Here is a 15,182-nt window from a genome sequence, read left to right as displayed (position 1 = left end):
TCGGGGGAATCCCGTGCTGGTGGTGGCGTCAGGATCGTTGGGCGGTACGGACGTCGAGCCCCGAACCCGGAAAGGGACCGTACCTGACATGAAGTCGATCACCCGAGGAACCCTCGCCGCCGTCATCACGGGCGTCGCCGCAGCCATGGGCGCGGCAGCGACCCCCGCCGCCGCGGCCGGCACGGTTCCCGTCCCCGTCCCGCTGGGCGGCGCGGAGGCGGCCCTCGGCACGGAACTGCCCGAAGTCGGCGGACAACTGCCGCTGCCCACGGCGGGCGTGCCGGAGCCCCCGCGCTTCGTCCGGGGACGGCTCCTGCCCGAACGCGCCGTGCCGCGGCTGCCGGTCGAGGGCGGGCTGCCCGGCCTGGAGTTGCGCGCCCCGCTGGCCCACACCCTCGACGACGGCTTCGACCACGTCGGCGTCGGCCTGCCCGCCTCCGACGTGCGGAGCCTGACCCCGGGCCTCTCCCTGGACGCCCCCCTGACCGCCCCGAACCCCGGCGAACTGCCCGCCCTGAAGCAGCCGGAGCTGGCCGTCCTCGCCCCCGTACTGCGCACCGCACCGGGCGCCGACCTGACGGCCGGTCCCGGCCTGTAGCGGCGACGGAGAGACGTCAGCCGTCCGACATGGGCCGGCGTCCGCCGAGGCGCGCGGTGACCTGGGCGGCGGAATCGCGCACCGTCTCGCCCAGAACCGGGAGCCCTTCGGGGGAGACCCGGAACCGGGGCGCGGAGACGAGGACCGAGGCGACCACCTCGCCGCGGTGGTCGAAGACCGGGGCGGCGACGCCCACTTCCTCCACCGAGGTCTCGCCGTAGTTGACGGCGTAGCCGCGCTCGGCGCTCTCCGCGAGGCGGAGCAGATAGGCGTCGACCGCGGCGTCGCTGAGCCCGGGGTGGACCACGGCCCCGCTGGTGACCAGGGCCCGTACCCGCTCGGAGGGCAGTCGGCCGAGGAACACCTGCACCGAGGAACTCGCCGCGGTCTGGTAGCGGGTGCCCAGCGGAGTGCTGTGCTTGACCTCGTGCCGGCTCGCCACCTGCTCCACACAGACCGCCTCGGCGCCGTTCCACACCAGCAGCGCCGCGGTCTCGCCGGTGCGGTGACTCAGCTCCTGGAGCACCGGGTACGCCGCCCGGCGCACATCGAGGTCGGCCAGCAGCGGACCCGCCATCGCGATCACGCCGAGCCCCAGCCGGAACCGCCGGGAGCCCGGGTCGCGCTCGACCAGGCCGTCCTGCTCCAGCGTGGCGAGGATGCGGGACACGGTGGACTTGTGCAGTCCGGTCCGGGTGGCGATCTCGGTGACGCCCAGCTCGGGCTCGTCGACGCTGAAGGTGCGCAGTACCCCGATGCCGTTGCGCAGCACGGTCATACCGCGCCCTGAGCCGGCCGCACCGTTGTCGGGGATCTCGTCCGTCGTATTGCCTGCCATGGTGCGCCCCATCATGCCCTTGCCGGAATGCCGACCGGGACACAGGGAGCAAAATGGAGGAGTGATCGCACACTCCCGTCGATCCCTCCGGCGCGGCGGGCGCGACAACTCGCCGACGCCGCCCACGGGGCGGCTGCGGTCACTGTTCAGGCCGCGCACCGTCGCGGGCCAGGTGTTCCTGCTGCAAGTGGTCATCGCGGTACTGATCGTCGCCGCCGCGCTGGTCGCCCTCGTGCTCCAGGCCGGGGACGACAGCTCAAAGGACGCCCGGGAACGCTCCCTGGGCATCGCCGAGACGCTGGCGTACGCGCCGGACACGCTGAAGGCGATGACCGGCCCCAACCCGACCAAGGTGCTCCAGCCCGTCGCGCAAAAGATCATGAAGGGGACCGACGTCGACCTCGTCGTCATCTACTCGAAGGACGGGATCCGCTACACCCACCCCAACCCGGCCTTCATCGGCAAACCGGTCTTCGGCCCCCGCAAGCCGCCGCCCTCCGCGGTCACCCATACCATCCAGACCACCCAGGGGCGCTCGGTGGTCTCGTACGTCCCCGTCACCAAGCCGGGCGGCGGGGCCGTCGGCACCGTCGCGGTCGCGATCACGGTCCAGAAGGTGCAGACCACGGCGGGCCGGCAGCTCCCGGTCCTGCTGGGGACGGCGGCCGGGGCGCTGGTCCTGGCCGCGGCAGGCACCGCGCTGGTGAGCCGGCGGCTGCTGCGCCAGACCCACGGTCTGGGGCCGGCCGAGATGACGCGGATGTACGACCACCATGACGCCGTCCTGCACGCGGTGCGCGAGGGCGTGCTGATCGTCGGGGGCGACGGACAACTGCTGCTCGCCAACGACGAGGCACTGCGGCTGCTGGAACTGCCGCCGGACGCGGAGGGGCAGAAGGTCACCGACCTGCCCCTGGACGCCGGCATCGCCGAGCTGCTGACGTCGGAGCGCACGGCCAACGACGAGGTCCACCTCACGGCCGACACCCTGCTCGCGGTCAACAAGCGGCCCACCGCCCCGTACGGCGAGTACGAGGGGAGTGTGGTGACGCTCAGGGACACCACGGAACTGCGGGCGCTGTCGGGACGCGCCGAGGTGGCGCGCGAGCGCCTGAAACTCCTCTACGACGCGGGCATGAAGATCGGCACCACCCTGGACGTGTCGCGCACCGCGCAGGAACTGGCGGACGTGGCCGTTCCCCGCTTCGCCGACGTCGTCACCGTCGAACTGGTCGAGGAGGTCCTGCGCGGCCAGGAGCCGACCGGGGCGATCAGCGAGGTGCGCCGGGCCGCGGTGCGGGGCCGTCCGGGGTACCAGCCGCTGGTGGAGTTGGGCCGACGGCTCAGTTTCGCGCCCGACTCACCGCAGGCCCGGTGTGTGGAGAGCGGTCGAGGGGTGCTCGAGGCGGAACTGACGGAGGCGGGGGAGTGGCGGGCGGCTGATCCCGATCGCGCACGGCGCATCCTGGAGCGCGGCATCCACTCCCTGATCGCGGTGCCGCTGCGCGCCCGCGGCACGGTACTGGGGGTGGTGGACTTCTGGCGCTGCCGCCGGGAGGGGGCCTTCGACGCGGAGGACGTACCGTTCGCCGAGGAACTGGCCGCCCGGGCCGCCGTCGCCCTCGACAACGCCCGCCGCTACACCCGCGAGCACACCATGGCGGTCACCCTGCAACGCAGCCTGCTGCCCCGCGGCCTGCCCGAATACAGCGCCCTGGAGGTGGCCTACCGCTATCTGCCGGCCCAGGCGGGGGTGGGCGGGGACTGGTTCGACGTGATCGAACTGTCCGGGGCCCGGGTGGCCCTGGTGGTCGGCGACGTGGTGGGACACGGGCTGCACGCGGCGGCCACCATGGGACGGCTGCGCACCGCGGTGCACAACTTCTCCACCCTGGACCTCGCCCCGGACGAGCTGCTGGGCCGCCTGGACGACCTGGTGGCCCGGCTCGACCGGGACGGCCCGGCCGGCGGCGGTGAGGAGGGCCTCGCGGGGGCCACCTGCCTGTACGCCGTCTACGACCCGTCCTCGGGCACCTGCTCCCTGGCCCGGGCCGGCCACCCGCCGCCCGCCCTCGTTTCCCCGGACGGCAGCGTGGCCTTCCCCGACCTGCCCGCCGGACCGCCCCTGGGCCTGGGCGGCCTGCCCTTCGAGGCCACCGAACTGCGGCTGCCCGAGGGGAGCCAGCTGGTCCTCTACACGGACGGGCTCGTCGAGGGCCGCGAACGGGACATCGGTGCCGGCCTCGAACTCCTGCGTGCCGCGCTGGCCCATCCCGACCGGCCCCCGGAGCAGACCTGCCAGGCGGTGCTCGACGCCCTTCCCCCGGACCACGCCAGTGACGACATCGCCCTGCTGGTGGCCCGTACCCGCGTGCTCGATCCCGATCTGGTCGCCGACTGGGACGTGCCGGCCGACCCCGCGGCCGTCTCCCGCGTCCGCGCCGACGTCGCCCGGCAGCTGAAGGACTGGGGCCTGGAGGACGCGAGCTTCACCACCGAACTCGTCCTCAGCGAACTGGTCACCAACGCCATCCGCTACGGCAGTGCCCCCATCCACGTCCGCCTGCTGCGTGACCGCAAACTGATCTGCGAGGTCTCCGACGGCAGCAGCACCTCGCCCCACCTGCGGTACGCGGCGACCACGGACGAGGGCGGACGCGGTCTGTTCCTGGTCGCCCGGTACGCGGAGCGCTGGGGAACCCGGTACACCCCCACCGGCAAGGTCATCTGGACCGAGCAGCCCCTGCACGGCGGGGCGGGGTCGGCCGACGGCCCCGTGGGCGGCGACCTGCTCGACCAGTGGGACGACGTGACGCTGTGACCCGGCCCTGACCGCCCGCTGCCCGCCGGACAGCGGCTCCTTGGCCGCGGGGATCTCCGCCCCACGGGCGGCACCGGCGTACAGGCCTGCGGGATCAGCGCCTGACGTGCTTGCTGTCCAGCGGTGACCTGGTGTCCCGCTGTGCCGGGATGGCGGAGAGCGCTCGCGCCGCCGTACCCGCCCGGCGCTCGCCGGGCACCGCGCTCAGCGCACGGGCCGCCTCGTTGAAGCGGACGGCGGACGGCGGATCGCTCGGGCCCAGCAGGTGCTGCTTGAGCTCGGCGCGGGCCTCGGCGTGGGTGTCCTTCTCGGGGTGGCGCACGGACTCCAACAGGGCTGGTACGCCGGAGGCGTCCGGAGCGAGGACGGCGCCTGCCCGGACGGTGGGGAAGGTGTCGCGGAAGTCCTGCTCCGGAAGGCCGCTGGTGTTGGCGACGGCGTAGGGCTTCTCGCTCGCCAGATAGTCGGATATGACGCTGGAGACATCGCTGACCAGCAGGTCGGCCACGTTGAAGCAGGCGTAGACGGTCGGCCGCGCCTCGGTGATGATCCGGTGTTCCCACGCGGGGAACAAGGCCCAGTACGCGGTCTCCCAGGCGGCGGTCGCCTCGGCCACGGCCGTGGCTCGACCGGGTTCCGGGACCGACTGGAGCAGCATCCGCTCCGTGTTGTCCGCGCTCGCCCGGAACGAGGACGTGGTCAGCCGGTCGAGTTCGGCGGTCCGCCGGGCCAGTTCCGCCGCCGCGGAGGGCGCGGGTCGCTCATCGGAGTGTTCCGCGGCACGGAGCGTGTTCGCGGCGCGGATCATCTCCTGGATCCGGGTGTTCGCGGATGCCGCCCGCGGATCGACCGAGCCGGTCAGCGGGTGCGGCTTGTACAGGAGCCGGATCCCGGGGTCGGCCAGGAGGGCGCGGACGATGTTCTCGCCGGCCTCGATGACCGAGGTGTTGCCCGGGTTGCCGTCCCACCCCTCCCACGTGGGGGCGTAGAGAACCGTGGTGTACGGGCCCACGGGCGCACCGGCGTACGGCTCGATCGCGTCCAGCTGCGGGCGTCCGATCTCCACGACGTCGTTGTCGTCGACACCCACGTTCGCCAGGGCGTACCGCTCGCGCGCCGCGGGACCGGCCACCCACACCTCGTCGTACGCCTTCGCATACGGATTGCAGCTGGACAGTTTGTCGCTCTCGCCGTGGTTGACGAACGCGTGCTTGATGGTCGGGATGCGCAACACCTGCGAGGTCTTCCCGGAGTTCGACGGGTGGATCATCATCGTCAGGGTCGAGTGCTCCAGCCTCATCAGGTCGGCGACCTTCGGCAGACACACGATGGGGATGTCGGTGGACGCGATCTGATTCACCATGAAGCGCTCACGCAGCACGATCAGCGGGCGGCCCTCCAGCCGGGACAGCGGCTCCAGCCACATGTTCGCCTGATAGGCCGAGCTCGTGCCGCCGGAGAAGTACATGCCCACCGTCGGCTGGTACTCCGCGAGCCAGGCGTCGAACCACTCCAGCGCCTGCTCGCTCGTCACCGGCCTGCGTCCCGGCAGCAGCCGCCGCAGCAGTATGCCGTTGGCCACCAGGGCGAGGGCGGCGGACAGGGCGATTCCCGCGACGGCCCACCAGGCCGAGCCGCCCACCGCGGTGGTCAGCAGTCCGGCCGCCGAGGGCAGACCGAACACGAGGAGCCGCTGCCCGGAGCGCTGCGTCAGCAGCGCCGGGGGAGCGGGGCTCAGCAGCAGCGGCGAGGCGTCGATGTTCCGGGTCACCACGGGCAGGGTGCGGGTGCGGCGTACGAGGATCGCAAGCGCCTGGGACACGAAATGCAGGGCGTAGAAGAGCAGCAGACCGCAGACCAGAGCCAGGTATTTCGTCTCGTAGTCCTCGTTGCTGATGCGGATCAGGCCGGTCAGCAGCAGAAGGTCCCGGATGACTTGGCGCACGGTCACGGTCGCGTGCAGCTTCCCGAGGGCGGTGGTCACGTTCCGCTGCCACCGGTGCAGAGCCATGTCCGCCGCCAGCCCGAGAGTGGTGGAGGCCACGAGCAGGGGAACGCTGGGGAGGAGGGCACCTACTGCCTGAGCGGCGAACGACAGGGCGAGCACTGCGGGCAGGAGGATGCGTGCCGCGGCGGTACGCAACCGAGCGGGTGGGGGCATTGCTGACAACTTCGCGGGCTCCAGGCCAATCACCATCCCTGCGCACGGACTTGCTGACTTGCGCGCTCAAATGGCCGCGGGCCGGAAGCCAATGCGTACGGATGTTTTCCTTCAAATTTCAGCGGACTTTACCTATGGGACATCCTCGACTCCAGGGAGAACAGGAGGATTTTGTTTGAAGGAACGGTGTATCAATGTGCCCGATGTGACGTTCAAGTAACCGGGTGGCACTCCTCGCGAAATGCGTGGCGTGGCTGTGCGAAGCGTCTGTGACCAGCCATTTTCGAAAGATCAAAGAGCATGTTGCTGAGCTGCGCTGACGCTCCGTGTTGTATTCGAAGCCGGGTGTTGTTCCTGTTTTTGAACCAGATGAGGTGAGGCTGTGGAGTGGATTTGCCGCCGCTGTGACCGGTCTTTGTATTCCATTGGCGGGTGAGGAATTGAACACGTGGCGATCTCACCACAAGTGAGGAGTCCACAGCGGCATTCCGCCGGCCCGCGGACAGGGCGGGTTTGCGAGCCCGCCCGCTCAGCCGAAGGTGTCGGAAGGTGCCGGGCGCCCGGCGTCGGCCACGGGCCTGTCGTCGGATCCGGCGTCTTCGGGCGCCGGATCCGATGCCGGGCGGCGGCGCTCGAGAAGGGTGAGGAGCGGGCCGGTCATGGCAGTGGTGGCCAGGGCCGCGGTGGCGGAAGACATGCGGCGCATCCTGCCAGCGCCCACTGACACCCGGGTGTGCTGTTCTGAACCGCTCAGGGGCGTGCTTCGGACCTGGTGACGGCGGCTTCGTCGTACGCGGCCAGCGTCCAGTAGAGGGTGGAGCGGCCGACGCCGAGGTGCTCGGCGATGGAGGTGACGGACTCCTTCGCGCCGCCGGGGCCGCAGGGCGACGGCGAGTATGTCGGCGTCGACGGCCGGGGGCCGACCCGCCATGGTTGCCGTTCGCCACGGCGGTGTCCAGGCCGATCAGGGTCCGCTCGCGGATGAACTCCCGCTCGCTCTGCCATAGCGGCGAACACCACGAGCAGGACCTTGCCCGCGCCCTGCGGGTCGTTAGATCCCGCGACAGCGGGCCGCCGAGGATTTCCAGGCGGTGGTCGCACCGCTTGGCCGCCGTCCTCGACTACGCCCGCACGCACCACCCTGACGCCGGCGGCGCACTGGTCCTCCGCCAGGTTCCCCCCGACGGGTATACCGCCGCCCCCCGGCTCGACATCCTCCGGCCCGACCGGGCCGACGCCGTCACCGGCCGGAAGAAGCCGCACGCTCCGCACGTGCCGGAGGTGTGTCGGGCGCCCCGCTCCTTGGGCGGCGGCCGGGGTCGAGCCTGGCTACTCGGACCGGTGCGGGGCGGTGAGCATGTGGCAGCTGACCATCAGAACCCAGAAGGGGAATGCCAGTTCGGACCACCGCACGTTCACGACGACGAAGAGGAGGACGAGGCCGACGAGGTAGCCGAGCCACACCAGCCAGCGGGGGAACAGCCCCAGAAGGCGGCCGATGGTTGTAGTCGTGAGGGTGAACACGGCGGCCATGCGCATGCAGTAACTGGACAGCAGCGTGTAGGTGAAGTGATGGCCGTACTGCAACAGTTGGAGCTGTGAGAGGCCGCCTCGCATTGCGGTCATGTCGAGCATGCTGCCCGCCGACGTGGCCAGCTCGAACAGCGTCGCGACGAACAGTACGCCGCTACCGAGAAACACGGTGGCGACGAATTTGTCCTCTGCTTCGCCGACGTAGGCCCGTAGCGCGCCCATGAACCACAAGAAGGCGATGCCGACGAACGGCAGCAAGGCCAGCGCCCACCGAAGGGGCTCCCGGCCGGAGGAGCTGGTGTGCCACTCGTGTGTGCTGGGTGGGAGTGAGGGGAACACGATGCGCACGAGGACGATGACGGCCGTCAGCAGGACGGCGAACGCGATGCCGACCACGCCCGCTGCTCTAGGCGTCCGTAGACGTTGTTCCGGGTGGGCGGTCGTCGCTGCCATAGCTTGCCTCCGTTGGACCGGATGGGCGCGGTGGAAAGCCCATCGGTCTTCGGTCTTTGCGCGGGACCAGGGCCCCGTGGGGGCCTGGGTGAATTTGTCGTCTTCAACGAAGGTGAGTGATCAAGGCATCGTTTCCCGGATATTCAGCGCAGGCGGAAAGGCGGCCCTACAAGCGCCCGGCTGGGGATTCTCGCCCTCGCGATGCACGCTTGGTAACCATCATTTTAGGATGATTTGGGATAAAGTACCTCTGCGTGGCTACTTAGAGTGACGAGGCCTTCATGAGTCCGGTCCACAACCGCCCCGACCACGGCACCTGCCGCTGCGGCACCCGACACGCTTCCGACGCCCCGGAGTTGGGCACCGCCCCTGACCCGAACACCTACGACTACGCGGGTGCCGTGCTGTTCAACAACCACGCCGGACAGCTCTGGCAGCGCTTCACCACCCGACTGCGCCGCGAACTCGCCGGCCGTGCCGGTCTGCCCCGCCGTGAACGCGCTGAACACCTTCGCGTCTCGTATGGCAAGGTCGCCGAGTTCCAGAAGCGCGGGGCCCCGCACTTCCATGCCGTCGTACGCCTCGACGGCCCGGAGGGGCCCGGGACACCGCCGCCCGCCTGGCCCACGGTCGACCTCCTCACGGACGCGATCCACGCCGCCGCCGCGCACTCGTACGCGTCCGTCTCGGTCCCTGCTGTCGGTGAGCAGCCGTCCAGGACGTTCCGATGGGGTCGACAGCTCGACGTCCGCCCGGTCAAGGCCTTCGGCGACGGCTCGACATCACCGAACAGGCCGTCGCCTCGTACGTGGCCAAGTACGCCACCAAGGCCGCCGAGAACACCGGCACCCTGGACCGCCGCATCGGCGAACTCGCCGAACTCGACCGCCATCAGGTCCCGGACCACACCCGTCGGCTCATCACCGCGTGCCGCGACCTGGATGGACGGCCTGTATCCGGACCGGCGGCTGTGGGTCTGGGTGCACATGCTCGGCTTCCGCGGGCACTTCTCGTCCACGTCGCGCACCTACTCGACCACCCTCGGCGCCCTCCGTCAGGAACGCGCCGACTACCGCGCCGCTCAGGAAGTGTCGGCCCTGGGCCTCGACGACCGGGAGCCGGACACCGTCCTCGTCCTGACGGACTGGCAGTACGCCGGCCACGGCCACACACCGGGCGAAGCCGCCCTCGCCGCGACCGTCGCCCGCGACCTCCAGACCCAACCGCGAGACCGCCCGCGACGCCCTCCTGAGTGAAGGAAGCACGACACCCTCGACTGGATCCGGCGCCGACCGCGCGGAGGCAGGCGCTTGCATGCGTTTTTCGCCACGCTGTACTACTGCGGTCCGCGTCCCGAGGAAGCAGTGGCCACTCGGGTGAAAGATGTGACGTTGCCCGTTCCTGATGCCGAGGACCAGTGGAGTGAACTTCTGATCCACACGGCGACGCCGGAAGTCGGCAAGCAGTGGACCGACACGGGGGAGATCCACGAAGAGCGCGATCTGAAGGGTCGCGCCGAGAGGGAGACGGGCGGCATCCTCGCGGCTCCGTCGTCCGGCGGGCCTGGCACGGCGCGCGCAAGGCGGTGCTGCCTTCCCACGTCTTCGAGTCGCCCACGGGCAAGCGCGTGTACGACAACCGGCACACGCGCCTGACGAAGTGGCTCAACGATGGGATACCGCCCGCTCAGGTGGCGGACTGGGCGGGCAACAGCGTCCCGGTGCTTCTGGCCACGTACGCCCGCTGTGTCGAGGGGCAGCTTCCCGATCTCAAGAGGCGGCTCGAAGCCGCGGGGGATCTCCCGGAGCTGCCGGACGTCGGCTGACCGTCCCGGCCGAGAACTTCGACACGTATTCGACACGGCCACCCGCGAAAACCCGGTGACAGCCGGACAGCCCCGGAGCCTCCCCATGATCGTCGGGGGAGCGCCCGGGGCTTCGTCGTGCGCGGTGAAACCCGGCCTGACCAGCGAAAAGCCCTCCCACTAGGGAGGGCTGGCAAAGGCGCCCCCGGCAGGACTCGAACCTGCGGCCAAGCGCTTAGAAGGCGCCTGCTCTATCCACTGAGCTACGGGGGCCTGGTGTGTGGCCTCTGTCGCGGTGCCCTGGCAGGGGCTGATCCGTGACATCGCCGGGGACAAGGATAGGGCTCCCAGATCCATGTCCCGGTTGCTTCGCCTCCGTGGCTCAATGTGGAGGTTCAGTGAAGCGGTCCTGATAATCGCAGGCGGGTACGAATCGTGCATCGCTTTTGACGTCCGGCGCACCTGGTGTTGTGCACTCGTTATGCCTGGACTGTACCCGCGTCCCAGTCGTCCCTTCCGTCCGATGTGTCCAATCGGCGCGCAGACATGCTCATATGCTTCAGAATTCCCCTAAAATTGGGCATTCTTCGCATGTGGTGACCTTGGACGTACGGCCTCAGCTGCTCGACGCACTCTCCGCCCTGCGCGACAGTGTCGCCGCCGCACGCTTCCCGCTGCCCCTGGCGGGGGCTCCGCGCGCGCGTGCCAACCGCGACGAACTGCTCGCACAACTCGACGACTACTTGGTGCCCCGGTTGAGAAGGCCCCAAGCGCCGTTGCTGGCGGTCGTCGGGGGATCGACAGGCGCCGGGAAGTCGACCCTCGTCAACTCGCTCGTCGGACGGCGGGTCAGCGAGGCGGGCGTGCTGCGGCCGACTACACGGACCCCGGTGCTGGTCTGCCATCCCGAGGACCACCACTGGTTCAGTGGGATGCGCGTCCTGCCGGACCTCACGCGCGTGTGGGTGCCCAGGGGCGACCCCGGGGCCGGCGACGACCTGCTGACGCAGGAGAGCACCCCCTCCCGGGTGCTGCGCGTGGAGACCGTCGACACCCTGCCTCCCGGGCTCGCCCTCCTCGACGCGCCCGACATCGACTCCCTGATCGCTGACAACCGCGTCCTGGCCGCCGAGCTGATCTGCGCCGCCGACATCTGGGTCATGGTCACCACGGCGGCCCGGTACGCCGACGCTGTCCCGTGGCACCTGCTGCGCACGGCCAAGGAGTACGACGCCACGCTGGTGACCGTGCTGGACCGGGTGCCGCACCAGGTCGCCTCCGAGGTCTCCCGCCAGTACGGGGCGCTGCTCACCAAGGCCGGACTCGGCGAGGTACCGCGGTTCACCGTGCCCGAGCTGCCAGAGTCGGCCTGGGGCGGGGGCCTGCTGCCCGCCAGCGCCGTCGCGCAGCTGCGCACCTGGCTGGTCCACCAGACCCAGGACTCCACGGCCCGGCAGTACGTCATGTCCCGCACGGCCCAGGGCCTCCTCGACTCGCTGAAGTCCCGGATGCCCGAGCTGGCCAGTGCCGCCACCGCCCAGTACACCGCCGCGCTGAGGCTCACCACGGCCGTTGAGACCGCCTACGAGAGCGAGCACACGCGCGTGCGGGGACGGCTCCAGGCCGGGGCGGTGCTCGCCGGGGACGCCCTGAAGAGGTGGCGCGCCTTCCCGCTGGACTGCTCCCCCGGGGAACTGCTCGACGCGCTCGTGGAGAGCCTGGGCTCCCTGCTGCTGTGCGCGGTCACCGCCGCCGACGAGCGCGTGGACGACGCCTGGCGGCACGAGCAGGCCGCCACGGCGCCGGGGCTCACCGATCGCGATCGCGCCTCGGAGAGCGCCGAGCACCGCATCGGGCTGGCCGTACGGCGCTGGCGGCGGGAGCTGGAGGAGTACGCCGAGGACGAGGTGCGCCGGCTGGACCGGAGCATCGCGCCTGACGCCGAGGCCGTCGCCGCCCTGGCCGCCACCGGGCTGCTGGGAGGCCGCCGGGCGCGGTCGGCGGGAGAGGGCCTCGCCGAACGGATCGGCGCGCACGGGGCGCTGCGGCTGCGCGACCGCGCCGGGCGGCTGCTCAACGAACACCTGGACCGGGTGATCCACGTCGAGCGCGAGCGCCGTCTGGCCCCGCTCGACGCCCTCGACGTGCACCCCGAGCCCCAGGCCGAACTCATCGCCGCGCTGTCCGTACTGCTGAAAGAGAGGTGACCGGTGACCGCCGTCACTGACCAGGACCGAACGGAACACACCGATCAGACGCCGGGCACCGTCCTCGCGGACGGAGATACGGACGGAAGGACGGACGGGGAGAGAGCGAGCGGGGAGACCTGGATCCGCGACAGGGCGGCAGACGCCCGGGCCGAGGGCGGCCACGGCGCCGAAGGCGTTCCCGAGGCCGGAGACGCGGAGACGCCCAGGGATGCCAAGGGCCACCGGGTCCCCGGGGCGGCCGCCCCCGACCACCTGGTGACCGGGGAGATCAGCATGGTGAAGGAGGCCGCCGTCGTCCACGCGCGCGTGGAACACGACGACTGCGACGCGCGCGGGACGGACGACGACGCATTGAGCCGTGCGGAGGCCGAGGGCGCCTGGGACGACGGACTGATCGCGCGCCGCGTCACCGAGACGGGCAGCGCCGCCGAACTCGTACCCGTGGAGCCCCGGACCGCCCGGCAGCCGGGCGTCCCCCCGCTGGCGTACGACGGATCGCTGCGGTCCCGGCTCGACGCGCTGCGCGAGCTGGTGGGCCTGTCCCGCACCCGGCTCGACAGCCAGACCCTCGCGGAGGCGGGCCGTGTCCTCGACGAGGCCGCGGCCCGGCGCCGGCTCTCCGGGCAGCACACCGTCGTCGCCATCGCGGGCGCCACCGGCAGCGGCAAGTCCCAGCTGTTCAACGCCCTCGCCGGCGTCGCCATCTCGGAGACCGGGCTACGGCGGCCGACCACCGCGGCGCCCATCGCGTGCAGCTGGAGCGACGGCGCGGCCAGTCTCATCGACCGGCTCGGCATCCCGGGACGGCTGCGCAGGCGCCCGGTGCAGGCCCAGGACGCCGACCCGCAGCTGCGCGGTCTGGTCCTGGTCGATCTGCCCGACCACGACTCGGCGGCCGTGCAGCACCGCGAGCACGTGGACCGCATCCTGCGGCTCGTCGACGCCGTCATCTGGGTCGTCGACCCGGAGAAGTACGGCGACGCCGTCCTCCACGAGCGCTACCTGCGGCCCATGGCCGGCCACGCAGAGGTCATGTTCGTCGTCCTCAACCAGGTCGACCGGTTGCCCGGCGAGGCCGCCGACCAGGTCCTCGACGATCTGCGACGGCTGCTCGACGAGGACGGGATCGCCCTCGGCGAGCACGGCGAGCTGGGCACGACCGTGCTCGCGCTGTCCGCGCTCACCGGGCAGGGCGTCGACGAACTGCGCGAGGCGCTCGGTCAGTTCGTGGCCGAGCGTGGAGCCGCGGTGCGGCGGATCTCGGCCGACGTGGACGCCGCGGCGCAGCGCCTGCGGCCCGTCTACGCCGCCCGGTCGAACGCCGGGCTCAGCGAGGAGGCGCGCGAGGAGTTCGCGGCTCGGCTCGCGGACGCGGTGGGCGCCACCGCCGCCGGCGAGGCGGCCGAGCGGGCCTGGCTGCGCAACGCCAACAAGGCCTGCGGCACGCCCTGGCTGCGGCTGTGGCGGTGGTGCCGGAGCCGGCGCGAGGCACCCACCGGACGCTTCCTGCTGGGCAACCAGCAGGACGAGGAGGCCACCGCGCGTCAGCGTGTCGAATACGCGGTGCGCACGGTGGCCGACCAGGCCTCGGCCGGCATGCCGGGGCCGTGGGCGCAGGCCGTGCGTGAGGCCGCCGTACGCGGTGCGCGCGGGCTGCCCGAGGCGCTGGACCAGCTGGCGGCGCGGGCCGGGCTGCCTTCGGGGCGGCCCCCGCGCCCGGGCTGGTGGCCCCTCGCGGTCCTCGTGCAGGCGGCGATGACGATCGTTCAGGTGGCCGGTGGTCTGTGGCTGGTGGGCCAGATCGTCGGGGTGACGGCGCCGTACCTGGGGATGCCGGTGCTGCTCATGCTGGCCGGCATCGTGGGCGGACCGGTCCTGGAGTGGAGCTGCCGGGTCGCGGCACGCGGACCCGCACGGCGGTACGGCCAGGAGGCCGAGCGCCGACTACGGGAGGCGGCCTCGGGGTGCGGCCGGGCCCGGGTGCTGGATCCGGTGGCGGCGGAACTCCTGCGGTATCGAGAAGTTCGGGAGCAGTACGCGCTGGTGCGGGGAGCGGGGGTCGGATGACGGGTGGTCATCGCCCGCAAGGGTGAGGGAGTTTTCCACAGGCAGGCGGTGGTCCACAGGGCTCGGCGGGCCCGGCCCGGACGGAGGCAGTCTGGTTCCGCGGCGATTGCGACGAACGCGGTCGTCACGGCAGACGCAGCCGTACGGGACGGGCCCGTACGCGTGTCCGCCCGGACCGAGCGGCCGGGCGAGGGAGGGGAATCGACGATGAACGAGACGATCGTCTGCACCGTGGGCAACGTGGCGACGCAGCCGGTGCACCGGGAGCTGCCTTCGGGCGCCTCGGCGCGGTTCCGGCTGGCGGTGACCTCGCGCTACTGGGACCGGGAGAAGAGCGCCTGGACGGACGGCCACACCAACTTCTTCACGGTGTGGGCCAATCGCCAGCTCGCCGCCAACGCGGTGGCGTCGCTGACCGTGGGCGACCCCGTCATCGTGCAGGGCCGGCTGAAGGTGCGTACCGAGAGCCGCGACGGCACCAGCCGGACCTGGGCGGACATCGACGCCCTGACGATCGGCCACGACCTGGCGCGGGGTACGTCGGCCTTCCGGCGCACGGTCAGGACGGACCCGCAGACGGCGAGTCCGCCTCCGCGGCCGGAGCCCACGTGGGAGACGGCCGCCGCGGACACGGAGGTCCCGCAGGAGCCACAGCCGCAGCCGGAACCTGAGCCGGTCGCGGCGGTGTGCTGACGGG

10 protein-coding genes, 1 tRNA gene and 1 pseudogene are annotated in these 15,182 nt (G+C 71.5%); 7 read left to right on the top strand and 5 right to left on the bottom strand.

The features are described 5' to 3' along the window. Nucleotides 1-88: 88 nt before the first annotated feature. Nucleotides 89-598 carry a hypothetical protein gene (locus ACIQFZ_RS05050; protein WP_365430267.1) on the top strand — a complete coding sequence of 170 codons (510 nt, stop codon included), beginning with the start codon at nt 89-91 and terminating at the stop codon, nt 596-598. Nucleotides 599-614: 16 nt separating this feature from the next. On the opposite strand, the gene ACIQFZ_RS05045 is transcribed toward ACIQFZ_RS05050, so the two are convergent. Continuing rightward, the gene (locus tag ACIQFZ_RS05045) at nt 615-1,436 is read right to left on the bottom strand and encodes an IclR family transcriptional regulator (RefSeq protein WP_365430269.1); all 822 of its coding nucleotides are present in this window, start codon (nt 1,434-1,436) and stop codon (nt 615-617) included. 13 nt (nt 1,437-1,449) lie between these two features. Here ACIQFZ_RS05045 and ACIQFZ_RS05040 point away from each other — a divergent pair, with 13 nt between their 5' ends. Beyond that, nucleotides 1,450-4,257: a SpoIIE family protein phosphatase gene (locus tag ACIQFZ_RS05040; RefSeq protein WP_383055570.1), complete on the top strand. Its 2,808-nt coding sequence runs from the start codon at nt 1,450-1,452 to the stop codon at nt 4,255-4,257. 94 nt (nt 4,258-4,351) lie between these two features. Here ACIQFZ_RS05040 and ACIQFZ_RS05035 read toward each other — a convergent pair whose 3' ends face one another. The 3 genes from ACIQFZ_RS05035 to ACIQFZ_RS05025 all read right to left on the bottom strand — a co-directional run bounded on the left by ACIQFZ_RS05035 (nt 4,352) and on the right by ACIQFZ_RS05025 (nt 8,404). Beyond that, nucleotides 4,352-6,418 carry a hypothetical protein gene (locus tag ACIQFZ_RS05035; RefSeq protein WP_402690641.1) on the bottom strand — a complete coding sequence of 689 codons (2,067 nt, stop codon included), beginning with the start codon at nt 6,416-6,418 and terminating at the stop codon, nt 4,352-4,354. Nucleotides 6,419-6,947: 529 nt separating this feature from the next. Continuing rightward, nucleotides 6,948-7,115, bottom strand: a complete 168-nt coding sequence (locus tag ACIQFZ_RS05030) for a hypothetical protein (RefSeq protein ID WP_376650770.1) — start codon at nt 7,113-7,115, stop codon at nt 6,948-6,950. Between the two features lie 632 nt (nt 7,116-7,747). Next, complete coding sequence (locus ACIQFZ_RS05025) at nt 7,748-8,404, bottom strand: hypothetical protein (RefSeq protein WP_365430273.1); 657 nt, start codon at nt 8,402-8,404, stop codon at nt 7,748-7,750. 287 nt (nt 8,405-8,691) lie between these two features. Here ACIQFZ_RS05025 and ACIQFZ_RS05020 point away from each other — a divergent pair. Further along, nucleotides 8,692-9,652, top strand: a pseudogene (locus ACIQFZ_RS05020) (replication initiator); the annotation flags it as partial. Nucleotides 9,653-9,989: 337 nt separating this feature from the next. After that, nucleotides 9,990-10,229, top strand: a complete 240-nt coding sequence (locus tag ACIQFZ_RS05015) for a hypothetical protein (protein WP_365773795.1) — start codon at nt 9,990-9,992, stop codon at nt 10,227-10,229. A 179-nt stretch (nt 10,230-10,408) separates the two neighbouring features. Here ACIQFZ_RS05015 and ACIQFZ_RS05010 read toward each other — a convergent pair. Next, nucleotides 10,409-10,481, bottom strand: a tRNA-Arg gene (locus tag ACIQFZ_RS05010). A 320-nt stretch (nt 10,482-10,801) separates the two neighbouring features. Between ACIQFZ_RS05010 and ACIQFZ_RS05005 the strand changes: the two genes are divergently transcribed. From ACIQFZ_RS05005 to ACIQFZ_RS04995, 3 genes are all read left to right on the top strand, one after another. Beyond that, the gene (locus tag ACIQFZ_RS05005) at nt 10,802-12,415 is read left to right on the top strand and encodes a dynamin family protein (RefSeq protein WP_365427546.1); all 1,614 of its coding nucleotides are present in this window, start codon (nt 10,802-10,804) and stop codon (nt 12,413-12,415) included. Nucleotides 12,416-12,418: 3 nt separating this feature from the next. Further along, complete coding sequence (locus ACIQFZ_RS05000; protein WP_402690640.1) at nt 12,419-14,485, top strand: GTPase; 2,067 nt, start codon at nt 12,419-12,421, stop codon at nt 14,483-14,485. A 207-nt stretch (nt 14,486-14,692) separates the two neighbouring features. Next, the gene (locus ACIQFZ_RS04995) at nt 14,693-15,178 is read left to right on the top strand and encodes a single-stranded DNA-binding protein (protein ID WP_383055564.1); all 486 of its coding nucleotides are present in this window, start codon (nt 14,693-14,695) and stop codon (nt 15,176-15,178) included. The last annotated feature ends 4 nt before the right edge of the window (nt 15,179-15,182 follow it).

This window comes from Streptomyces sp. NPDC093064 (genome assembly GCF_044754605.1).
GTDB lineage: Bacteria > Actinomycetota > Actinomycetes > Streptomycetales > Streptomycetaceae > Streptomyces.
Note: the sequence above shows the minus strand (reverse complement) of the source record. Positions and strands in the feature narration are given on the sequence as shown.